Source organism: Clostridium lentum (assembly GCF_014287815.1).
Taxonomy (GTDB): Bacteria; Bacillota; Clostridia; order Clostridiales; family Clostridiaceae; genus Clostridium; species Clostridium lentum.
This window is the reverse complement of sequence record NZ_JACOOQ010000001.1, coordinates 108,362-120,288: the sequence shown is the minus strand read 5'-3', so window position 1 is coordinate 120,288 and position 11,927 is coordinate 108,362. Positions and strand designations below refer to the sequence as shown.

The following is an 11,927-nucleotide window of genomic DNA, read 5'->3' as shown; positions in this document are numbered from 1 at the left end:
TTTATATTAATTAAAAAAGATTTTTAATTATTTCAATAACTCTTTTTAAATCATCATTGTTCATCTTAGTGTCAGATGGAAGACACACACCCCTATTAAATATATCTTCTCCAACGCTTATACCGCTTTCATTGTGACTATAAAACATATTGTCCTTATATATAGGTTGTAAGTTCATTGGCTTCCAAATACGTCTTGATTCTATATTTTCTTTTTCTAAAGCTTCAATTATATCTGTTGGCTTAACTTTACTTTCTTCCTTTAATGTTATTACTGATAACCATTGATTGCTTGTACACCCTTCTGTTATTGGCATCATCTTTATATCATCAATTTCTTTAAATGCTTCCTTGTATGTTTCAAAAATATGGTTTTTCTCTTTTACTCTTCTGTCTAATACTCTTAATTGACCACGACCTATTCCTGCCACTACATTACTCATTCTATAGTTATAACCTATTCCTTTATGTTCATAATAAGGCATAGCTTCTTTAGCTTGTGTTGATAAAAATCTAGCTTTTTTCACATACTCATCATTATTTGATACCAAAGCTCCTCCTCCAGATGTAGTAATTATCTTATTACCATTAAAAGAATATATTCCTATATCTCCAAAAGTTCCACTCATCTTACCTTTATAAGTAGAACCTAAACTTTCTGCTGCATCTTCAATAATTTTTACATTATACGAATCACATAACTCCTTAATGGCTTCTATATTTGCACTATTACCATAAAGGTTAACAACAATTGCTACCTTTGGAGTTATTCCTTTTACTTTTAAATCTTCCAAGGCCTTTTTTAAAGCTTTTGGTGACATATTAAAGCTTTCTGGCTCTGAATCTATAAATACTGGAATTCCACCTTCATATACTATAGGATTACAGCTTGCACAAAATGTTAAAGCTGAACAAAGAACATAATCTCCTTTTGTTATACCTAAAAGCTTCACTGCTAAATGAATAGCACTGGTACCTGAACTTAAAGCAGCTGCTGATTTAACTCCTACATATTCTGATAGTTCTTTTTCAAACTCATTCACATTTGGCCCTAATGGCGCAATCCAATTTGTATCAAAAGCTTCCTTAACAAACTCCCTTTCTAATCCTCCCATATGTGGTGATGCTAAAAATATCCTCTCACTACTCATACTAAACACCTCTTATTATCATAATTATTTATCACTTGAAAGTTGTAGTTGCTGCTATTTCTTCCTTTGCCATACTTGTTGATTCTTCTATATTTTCCTTGTAAGTTGGTACTATACTTTTTAATGTATTTCTCAACTCCACCATATCGTTTTTACTTGAAATATACATTAATCTTGAAATAGCTTTTTTCAATTTTACTAAATTAAAGTATCCTGGCTTACCAATAAAAATCTTTTCGTGAGCTGTATTCTTTAATCCCTCTTCATCCATAAGAAGTTCTTCATATAATTTTTCACCTGGCCTTAACCCTGTTACTTCTATTTCAATATCCTTATTAGGTTCAAAACCTGAAAGCTTAATTAAGTTTTTCGCTAAGTCATATATCTTAACTGGTTCTCCCATATCAAGAACAAATATTTCTCCACCTTTTGCATAAACACCGGCTTGCAGTACAAGCTGTGCTGCTTCTGGAATAGTCATAAAAAATCTTGTTATTTCTTTATGAGTAAGGGTAACAGGTCCTCCCTTAGCAATTTGCTTTTTAAATAACGGAACCACTGATCCATTGGAACCTAATACATTGCCAAACCTAACTGCCACAAAATCAGTTTTACTTTCTTTATTAATTGCTTGTATTATCATTTCACAAAGTCTCTTGCTGGCTCCCATAACATTTGTTGGGTTTACTGCTTTATCTGTTGATATTAGAACAAACCTTTCAACATTGTATTTACTTGCTGCTTCTGCTACATTCAATGTGCCCATAACATTATTTTTAATAGCTTCACATGGACTATCTTCCATTAACGGCACATGCTTATGAGCTGCTGCATGGAAAACAACTTGAGGCTTATACTGATTAAATACATGCTCTAATCTTACTTTATCTCTTACAGAGCCTATAAGAGTTACTAAGTTAAGCTCTGGATAATTTCTTTTTAACTCCATTTGAATTTCATAAGCATTATTTTCATAAATATCTAATATAATAAGTTGTTTTGGATTGAATCTTACTATTTGACGGCACAACTCTGAACCTATAGAACCTCCCCCACCAGTTACTAATACTATTTTTTCTTGCAAATAATCAGCTATTCCACTGTAATCAAGTTTCACAGTTTCTCTACCTAATAAATCATTAACATCCACATCTCTAATGCTATCAATAGAAAATTTACCATCTATCATCTCATTAAGACCTGGCATTATTTTAACTTGAACTTTTAATTCTTTACATTCATTAATTAATTCTTTTAATGTCTTTTTTTCTAAATTAGCAATAGCAATTACTACTTCTTCAACATCCTTTTCATAAACTATTTGCTTTATATCATATCTATTGCCTAATATTCTTATTCCATCTATATAAGTTCCTAGCTTCTGTTTATCATCATCAATAATTCCCACAACTCTCTTTTTTAGTTCTGGTCTTTTGCTTAATTCTCTTACTACTAAAGCCCCTGCTGAACCTGCTCCAATAACTAATACTCTTTTAAAGTTTTTATTTTTAATGGTTGTATTAAAAATAATTGCTCGTCTTAATATTCTCCAACTTAATCTAAGACCATTACAAGAAACCATAATAAATATTGCTGATAAAGTAGTTACCATAATTGGTATTCTGTTTGTTGACACTAATGATAATATAGCATTTAATACATAAGCTACTGTAACTGCAATAATTCCTTTGCTTAATTCTGAAACTCCTGCTAAAGACCAAATGCTATTATACTGCTTAAATATTGCTAATACTGTAATATATATTATAGTTGCTAAAATTATCCTATTAAAATTTCCAATAAAATATGTTATTATTTCATTAAAAGTCATATACTCTAAATAAAATCTAAATATATAAGATAAAAAATATGAGAATATTATTAAAAAAAAATCTAATAAAAGTAAAATTCCAACTTTAGCCTTCCTATTTTTTAATACATATTTTGTTAGTACATTGCTTATCATTAGCTTCCCTCCTCATTTCATATTCTTTCTTCATTAACTTCAATAAAGTATTTTTAATAAAATTACTTGCCCATTATTTAACATTAATACCTAATTAAGTATAACACTCTTTTAATATATAAACATAAAGTTTCGTTCTAAAATTTATGATATAAACTTCTTTCTTTCAACATTATATTTTTTTCTATTTTTGGAAATATTAATCTTTCTATTATTTTTTTAATACTATTTTATTTTTATTTATATTAAAAATTTTAATTAATATAAAATTCAACATAACAAAAAGACATCAAATTTACTCAAATTTGATGTCTTTTTTTAATATTACTTTATTTAATTTAATTATTCATCACTTTTTCCTACACCTGAAAGTATTAAACCTTTATTATGTTCCAGAGCCCAATTGATACCCCAATCATTTTGGAATATTAATATGTTTCTATCCTTAAAGTCTTTTACCTTCTTAGCATCGGAAGTTAAGTTTAACTTATCTATATCTATGTCATTATTTTCTATCCATCTTACATATCTAAATGGAAGTCTATCCATCTTAATTTCAACGTTATATTCACTCTTTAGTCTATATTCAAGAACTTCAAATTGTAGTACCCCTACAACTCCAACGATAATTTCTTCCATACCAACATGATTTTCTCTAAATACTTGAATTGCACCTTCTTGTGCTATTTGTGTAACACCCTTAACGAATTGTTTTCTCTTCATAGTATCCACTGGTCTAACTCTGGCAAAGTGTTCTGGTGCAAATGTTGGGATTCCTTCAAACTTGAATTTCTTTGAAGGCATACATAATGTATCTCCAATTGAGAATATACCTGGATCAAATACCCCAATAATATCTCCTGCATATGCTTCTTCTACTATTTCTCTATCTTGTGCCATGAATTGTTGTGGTTGAGCAAGTTTAACTTTCTTACCACCTTGCATATGGAAAACTTCTAATCCTTTTTGGAATTTACCTGAACATATTCTCATGAAAGCAATTCTATCTCTATGAGCTTTGTTCATATTAGCTTGTATCTTAAATACAAAAGCTGAGAAATTTTCATCAAATACATCTATTTCTCCAATGTTTGATTGTCTTGGAAGTGGTGATGTAGTCATTTCTAAGAAGTTTTCTAAGAATGGCTCAACTCCAAAATTAGTTAAGGCAGACCCAAAGAATACTGGAGTTAATTCTCCTGTTCTTACTTTTTCCACATCAAATTCATCACCAGCTATATCAAGAAGTTCAATATCTTCCATTAACTTATCATGAAGTGCTGATCCTAAGATTTCTCTAAATCTTTCATCATCTACAGAACCTTCTATTGCCTCAACTTCTGTAGCACCATGATTACCACCATTGAAAGCTATGATTCTTTCATTCTTTCTGTCATAAACACCTTTAAATTCCTTACCTGAACCTATTGGCCAATTCATTGGATATGTCTTGATTCCAAGTTCGCTTTCAATATCCTCAAGTAATTGGAATGGATCTTGTGCTTCTCTATCCATCTTATTGATGAAAGTGAAGATTGGCATCTCTCTTAATGAGCATACATGGAATAACTTTCTTGTTTGATCTTCCACCCCTTTAGCAGCATCTACAACCATTACTGCAGAGTCAGCAGCCATAAGAGTTCTATATGTATCTTCAGAGAAGTCTTGATGTCCTGGAGTATCTAATATGTTGATGCAGTGTCCTGAGTAGTTAAACTGCATTACTGATGATGTGACAGAAATCCCTCTTTGTTTTTCTATTTCCATCCAGTCTGAAACAGCATGTGTTGATGCCTTTCTTGCTTTTACAGAACCTGCAAGCCTAATTGCTCCTCCGTATAATAGGAACTTTTCTGTTAATGTTGTCTTACCAGCATCAGGGTGAGATATGATTGCAAAGGTTCTTCTTTTCTTAATCTCATTTATGTAATCTGCCAATTTGTCATCCTCCTAAATTTTAATCTATAATTACCTAAACTCCGCTATCGCTGGAGTTTTTTCTTTAATTCATCATTGATAATCTATAATTCGTTATTATAGATATTCCTAGTCTATTGTAATTCATGTATGTCTTTTATTCAAGTTTATTTATAATTCCATCTCCACCTCTTTAACTAAAAGGGGCTGTCGCACTAAAAATTTTATACACAATATATTGTTTTAAAAAATAAAAATCAACACAATATATTGTAGTACTTATTCTTAATGCGACATCCTCCATTTAATTTTTAACTATAATTTCTGCAATGGAAGCAAACTTTTCTTCGTCCTTGCTGACTTCAACTAGATTTATTTCTTTAAATTCATTTTTAATCTTTCTTACTGCTTCCCTTAAAGCTTCCTCTTCTGCTGGTGTCTTATATTTCACTTCTAGCCATATATTGCCGTTATCCTTATCTACTGCTAAAAACTGAAATTTATTATGAGCAAATCTAACAAAGTTCACACTGGATTTATTGTGAAAAAAGGTATACTTGCTTTCATTTTGCAAATTAGCAATGGCTCCTTTTAAATAATCACAAATGGATTTTTCCTGACCATTTACTTCTTCATTAAGAACAATTTCCTCTTCATCAGTTGCTATTTCTATGGACAAATTAGTATATAGTTCTGTACCTTCCACATATACACGATAGATTTTATTTATATTAGGTATATTTTTAATATTAATGGCATTAGATGATAAACAATTATACTTAATCTTATTGCTATCAAAAAATACATTGTCCATATACATTATTTTTGATGTCCATATTTCCTCTTCATTATCATCTATCATTATTATACGTCTACCAACCAATGACTTATTATCCTTAGTTAAAAAGAAAGCCCCGTTGTTATATTCTGATAATATCCATTTATCAGTAAAGTTTATGGCTCCACTTTTATCTATTTGTGCAAACTTTAATTCCAATTTTTCTTCCACTCTGTCACTTCCTTATACACAAATAATTTATTAATTTAATCCTAAAATCTCCTTTAACTTATCTAAAAATCCCTTCTTATTTTGGCGATGAATGTGAATTGTACTGTTTCTTATAGGCTTTACTCTATAAATATCACCATCGTCTGCTTCTTCTATTTCCATAAGGCGCCTTTCAATTTCATCATAATCAATTAACCTTTCACTGACTTCATGTCTGCATAAATCTGTTATAAGCATATGAAGAAGCTTCCCCTTATAACTTTTATTATTAACATCTATAATAAAATCTCCTGTGGTTGCATTGGGATAAACAAAGGCTCCTCCCTTTATATCACTGGACGCAAACTTATATCTGCTACAGATTATTTGATGCATTAGCACTCCAAGGGAAAAAGCTCCCACTTGCCTTCCTCTTATATTAAAACGAGCATTACTATTGTAATCATTAAGTTCTGGCGCTGAATATCCATAAATGGTTCTTTCAAAATTTAAATGTCCTATATCCAGGTACCCTTCCCTCATCTTACATATGTGACTTAAGCCTACAAACCTAGGTACATCATCATTGAGAATGACGATATGCTCATCACTTAATCCTACTACACCATAGCCTTTCTCTTCCAATACCTTTAAAAATGCTAATATCTTACGACAAAGCTTTATTATCCTATTAACCTGTACCTTACCGAATTCATCAGTAAATACCTTTTCTCTGATTTTACTTCTTAAATCTATACCTGGTATATAATCTAAAATTAAGATAGGCTCACTGAAGCTATATTCATCTTCCAATTCATCATTTATGGTCTTAAACCAATCTAAGGGCTCTGGCAAAAGCATTGATGAAATATCATTTAAGATATTTAATTGTTGCATTAAATATTCTCTTCTTTCTTCTATGCGCCCTTCCTTTAAGTCCTTTTCTCTATAGCATGTACTCTTTGCTATCACAAGCCTTTTCACCGATTGATCATATGCCATATTTATCTTGGTAAGAGTATCTGTTCTCTCTTCCACCTCCTTTACCCAATTAAAATTTCCCTTGCATCGTTCTTCAATTTCTTCTAAGGATAATATCTTCCATCTTTCATTTATATTTTCCATGGTCATAGCATATTTCTCCTTATTAATTCCATGTTCTTGAGAATTTCAGTCCTCACTTCCATTACATTCTTATATCTATCTTCCTTACTATATTCAGTGCATTTCTTCACAAGGCTGGCTGTTTCATCTAAATACCCCATATCCATCAATCTTTCTATGGGAATTATGGTATCTTCTGTTTTTAATTCTTCTGTTAAAGGCTTACATCTTAATAAATGATAAAGAGTTGCACCTAAGGTATATATATCAGCTCTTTCATCTAGCTTAGCTAAAGATGCACTACCACTTCTAAATTCCGGTGGTTTATAACCAAAAGTTCCTGCTCCTGGTATACCTGCTCCCTTTATATTGCTGATGACTTCTTCTTCATCATTTTCTAACACAAGGTTCATTGAACCAAAATCAAGGAGTGTAATAAAAAGCCTGCTGGTGATGATAATATTATCAGGTTTTAAATCTTGATAAATAAAGTATTGTTTATTATATTTAGGATAAATTTTTGATTTATGTCGCTGGTGAAAATTGGAGAGGATAGTGGTAAGCTCCAGGGCATATTCCATAACATCATTTTCCCAACGCCTGATATTAGTATAATTCCTATCATTCATTACATAATTAAATCCCATATTAACATAATGTCCTAAGTTTTCTCCATCTATCATCTGCATAACTATATATGGTTCATTATTATATATTTCTTCATCTTCACAATAAAACCTGACACCATCCACATCTATATGTGGTCCATGAATTTCTGGACAGTAATCGTAGACCACATCATTTATGTTAGGCATCCTGCTTTCACCACTATTTTTAAATGCCTTAAGACATTTTATTTCAAAGGATATTTCTTCTCTCATATCCCTTATTTCATCATCTCTTGATTTGTCGTAAGCATAACTAAATAGTCCTGGAATATTATCATACCTTCTGGCTTTTATAAGTACATTCCTATTATTAAGCTTTTTATCAATAGCCTTATATACTATACCAAAGCCTCCATCAGCAGATTTTATATCCTTGATTTCATATCTTCCTTCTCCAATGATTATTGGAGCTTTTAACGTTTCATCCTTTTCACCACATTCAATGGTAAACTCTTGAAAATTTCTATTAAGTGATCTACAACACTTCCACATAAATACATCACCTACTGTGCTATAAATTGTAATCCATATTTCCTGCTTAATACTATCATATCTCCATCATTTAATTTAACATCTTCATCTATTACTGGTTCAGTATTAACATGCAATGCATTGGAAGCTGAAAGCTTTCTTAAATAAAAGTTACCATCTTCCTTATAAATCATGGCATGCTGCCTACTGACATTTCTATCTTCATCTATACTAGTCATGTCTATATCAGGTATTGAGTTAATACTTTGTCGTCCTATGATAGTTTCATCATATTCAAGATTAACTACTTCAGCAATTTCTCTTCCTTTATAGATAAGAATCCTTGGTCCTTCTCCTGGAAGAGATTCTATTTTTTTAACGATTCTTTCTTCTTCCACTATTTCATAAGGATAATCTCCTAAATCTACTTCCACTGGCGCACCACATATTCCACAACATGTTCTTGTTTCATATTCTTCATCATTTTCCGGAGTATAAATCTTACCACAGGAATTCTTTATGCATATTTTTTTTTCCATTTATCTTGCTCCCTCCCATTATTGGTCTTCAAAAATTGATTCTATGTCTAGAGGCAGATTAATAAGCCCATCATCACCTATCTTGGTACTGGTATTTCTATTTTCATTCATCTTGGACATATCAAGCTTCTTTTCTTCACGATACTTTTCTAATATTCCTTTATAACCAGTAATAAGCTCTTCATTTTTCAAGTATTCACAAATGCCTATGATTCTTTGAAGATTATTTATTACCCTAGCATCATTACCATCTTTAGAATCCTCTTCAATTTCATCTTCATATCGCTTGATTTCTACCATCTTAAAATTTCTCTCAATATCACCAACTCTATATCTGCTTCTTCTACTATCTGTACCAAATTCCACCACCACTACGTTGGCATTGGTCTTTACCTTATCACCATACATATCCGGTATACAATATTCCACAGCAGTCTTCATGATATTAAAAGGTCCCTTTAAGTTAACTCTACTGGATACCGTTACATTAAAATAGAAGTTATAAAGCTGATCTTTTTCTATCTGACCTATATTAATGACATATTCTCTATCAGAAGAAATCTTGGCCTTACCTAAATACTTTTTTTCTGGAGTCCCTCTATAATGATCAGTAATTCTTACAAGAGGACTTATCTCAGTAAGTCTAAGTTTTACATTAGTCATGATTACTTGTTTTGATTTATCAAATAAATTATGGAATATCTTCACAGCTTCTTCCCCATTGGAAATGATATCTGTTCTACCATTGCTAGGTATTGAAAGCTTCTCTAGGAAGGAAAACTTGATATCTTTATTTCCTACACCAAGACAATCTAGTGAAATACTATCATCACCTAAATATTCAGCTTCTCTAATGCCATCTTCTTCAGTATCACAGGTGGGAATACCATCAGTAACAAAAATTATCTTCTTTACCTTATCGCTGGTTTCTTCCTTCATTAATATCCTTGCTTCTCTTATGGCTGCTGAAATATTTGTATTACCTGATACAGTTACCTTATTTAATTCTGTTAACATAAAATCTTTATTTCTGCCGCTGATATTTTTAAATACTACTGTTGGTAAATCATTATAAGTTATTAAACTTAAGTTATCTTCTTCACTGCTATTTTTTATTAAACTTTCCACTGCTTTTTTAGCTACTTCAAACCTACTACCATACTCAACATTATCTTGTTCTATAACATCTGTCATGGATACACTAACATCTAACACTAAACATAAATCTACCCCTGAATTTACTTTTTCTTTTTCCATAAAGTCTTTTCTTATTTCATCGCTAGGCTGTACTCCAACCCTTACAATGATATTTTTCTCTTCATTATCTGAAAGCAAATATGGAATATTAGCTCCAGTCTTTATTACTAAATCTTGCATTTAGTCCCCTCCATGAAATTATTTTAAAATTTTAGAAGTTATAATGGTTATATTGTCTCCTCCACCATTTAAGTTAGCTTCAGTTATTATCTTGTTATTTAATACCTCCAATGACTTTTGCTTATTTTCTTTTATTATTCTTTCAAGGCTTTCTGTAACTTTCCATAAGTCATCATTATAATAAGATTTATTTATATAATCAGTGACTCCATCGGAACAAATAATAATTATCTCACCTGGTTCTAATTCTAGACAATGTATACTGATATTAAATTTCCTAGGAAAAAGATTGCCATCTTTAAAAGATCCTCCCCCTATATATCTTGTTATGGCATGTCTACCTTCTGAATTCACCACCTTATCCCAAGGCGTTCCATTAGCTAATTTTAAATTCATCACATTATCTTCATAATTTAGTAAGTTAAGTCCATCTTTTTCACTATATATAAAGAGCCTACTATCACCTATGGATGTGTAATACATTCTGTTTCCTACCACAATGGCCAATATCAATGTACTGGCCATAATTCCTGATGGTGGCTCTTTTCTTATGTCTACCTTTGTTTTTATGGATTCAATAATATCTATATTCGATTTTGTAATTACTTTACTACAAAATTCCTTAATATTAGTTTCATCCTTTAGAAGAGATCCCTTTTCCTTAAAAGCTTCTATTATATTCTTTCTTAAGATGGAGCTGGCTTCTTTCCCTGACCCTAGTTTTGCCGTTGATACTCCATCTCCTATGGCTAAAAGGGTAACTTCCTTTTTTTCATCCTTCATCACTAAAAACATATCTTCATTAAACTCATTTTCATCTTCATATTTTTTTATATGCATATCTCTTAAGGCCTTTTTCAATTTATTTACACCTACATTAGTACTGCCAAGGCTTTTTACCTTTAGTTTTGCCTTTTCAATATTATGTCTTTCTTCAATGAGATACTTATATCTTTCCTCCAATTCTTTAATGGATTTAAATCTTTTTTCCTTAGTAATATTTAAGCATCTCATGATAAAATTATGAAACTTATATGGCAGATCACCTCTAAATAACCTTAAATTATATCCATAATACATTTCTTCATCATCACTTAGGATTCCAAAGTTATTTAATATAAGTTGTAATAAAAGCTTGCCAAAGATATAAACATTGGACTCCTCATCTAGTTTTCCTTCAACCTTATTTAATACCTCCGGTGAACTTATGGAATATCCATAATCAAAGTTATCTACAATTGCTTTATTCCTTATAAATCTACGTCTATTAAATAGCTTTAAGCTTTCTATATCATCGCCATTTAGCCAAAAATCTTCTAGGTTAATAGCACTTATAATGAGCTTCTCTTCTGCAAGTTCTTTAAATATTTTTATAAGCCTTATGATAATTGTATTTATCTCATTTAATTCCAGCTTCCTATCACCTATATATTGATGCAAAGATTTGCTATTTTCTTTTTTTAAAAAGTAAATTTCCTGATTTTCTTCATCAACATATTGAGGATTTTCAATAGTTTTCCTATGGAAAATAAAATCTTCATAGCTTACCTTTGATTTTATCTTGTAAAAATTATTGGTAAGAGTACACTCTTCATATTCTTGAATTCCCTCAGCAGTACTGATTACCCCACCACAGCTATCACAATATTTTGAATCCTTCAGAACCTTTCCACATCTTGGACATATATTTACCACTACTCCACCTCCCTGCCTTATAATTTCTTATAAATTAAACTAATAACTCCAT

General features: G+C 30.8%; 9 protein-coding genes. All 9 read right to left on the bottom strand.

All coding sequences use genetic code 11. The features are described from left to right. Window positions 1–10 precede the first annotated feature (10 nt). Window positions 11–1,150 (bottom strand): aminotransferase class I/II-fold pyridoxal phosphate-dependent enzyme, encoded by a 1,140-nt coding sequence (locus H8R92_RS00530; RefSeq protein ID WP_186834389.1) that lies wholly within the window; start codon window positions 1,148–1,150, stop codon window positions 11–13. 31 nt (window positions 1,151–1,181) lie between these two features. Beyond that, window positions 1,182–3,116, bottom strand: a complete 1,935-nt coding sequence (locus H8R92_RS00525) for a polysaccharide biosynthesis protein (RefSeq protein WP_186834388.1) — start codon at window positions 3,114–3,116, stop codon at window positions 1,182–1,184. A 342-nt stretch (window positions 3,117–3,458) separates the two neighbouring features. Continuing rightward, window positions 3,459–5,054, bottom strand: a complete 1,596-nt coding sequence (locus H8R92_RS00520; protein ID WP_022212221.1) for a peptide chain release factor 3 — start codon at window positions 5,052–5,054, stop codon at window positions 3,459–3,461. Window positions 5,055–5,337: 283 nt separating this feature from the next. Beyond that, on the bottom strand, window positions 5,338–6,042 hold the full coding sequence (locus H8R92_RS00515) for a hypothetical protein (RefSeq protein WP_186834387.1): 705 nt from the start codon (window positions 6,040–6,042) through the stop codon (window positions 5,338–5,340). Between the two features lie 30 nt (window positions 6,043–6,072). Continuing rightward, window positions 6,073–7,152, bottom strand: a complete 1,080-nt coding sequence (locus H8R92_RS00510) for a serine/threonine-protein kinase (RefSeq protein WP_022212223.1) — start codon at window positions 7,150–7,152, stop codon at window positions 6,073–6,075. Then, window positions 7,149–8,285, bottom strand: coding sequence for a serine/threonine protein kinase (locus H8R92_RS00505; RefSeq protein WP_186834386.1), 1,137 nt, complete (start codon window positions 8,283–8,285; stop codon window positions 7,149–7,151). The genes H8R92_RS00510 and H8R92_RS00505 overlap by 4 nt, the downstream gene beginning before the upstream one ends. Window positions 8,286–8,296: 11 nt before the next feature. After that, window positions 8,297–8,803: an FHA domain-containing protein gene (locus H8R92_RS00500; protein WP_186834385.1), complete on the bottom strand. Its 507-nt coding sequence runs from the start codon at window positions 8,801–8,803 to the stop codon at window positions 8,297–8,299. 18 nt (window positions 8,804–8,821) lie between these two features. Then, on the bottom strand, window positions 8,822–10,180 hold the full coding sequence (locus H8R92_RS00495; protein ID WP_186834384.1) for a vWA domain-containing protein: 1,359 nt from the start codon (window positions 10,178–10,180) through the stop codon (window positions 8,822–8,824). 18 nt (window positions 10,181–10,198) lie between these two features. Further along, window positions 10,199–11,875 (bottom strand): PP2C family protein-serine/threonine phosphatase, encoded by a 1,677-nt coding sequence (locus H8R92_RS13410; protein WP_186834383.1) that lies wholly within the window; start codon window positions 11,873–11,875, stop codon window positions 10,199–10,201. Window positions 11,876–11,927 lie beyond the last annotated feature (52 nt).

Bases quoted from the DNA above. Each gene is read 5' to 3' on its own strand.
- H8R92_RS00525 (WP_186834388.1), bottom strand. From the start codon at position 3,116: ATGATAAGCAATGTACTAACAAAATATGTATTAAAAAATAGGAAGGCT.
- H8R92_RS00505 (WP_186834386.1), bottom strand. From the start codon at position 8,285: ATGTGGAAGTGTTGTAGATCACTTAATAGAAATTTTCAAGAGTTTACC.
- H8R92_RS00500 (WP_186834385.1), bottom strand. From the start codon at position 8,803: ATGGAAAAAAAAATATGCATAAAGAATTCCTGTGGTAAGATTTATACT.
- H8R92_RS00495 (WP_186834384.1), bottom strand. From the start codon at position 10,180: ATGCAAGATTTAGTAATAAAGACTGGAGCTAATATTCCATATTTGCTT.
- H8R92_RS00530 (WP_186834389.1), bottom strand. From the start codon at position 1,150: ATGAGTAGTGAGAGGATATTTTTAGCATCACCACATATGGGAGGATTA.
- H8R92_RS00510 (WP_022212223.1), bottom strand. From the start codon at position 7,152: ATGACCATGGAAAATATAAATGAAAGATGGAAGATATTATCCTTAGAA.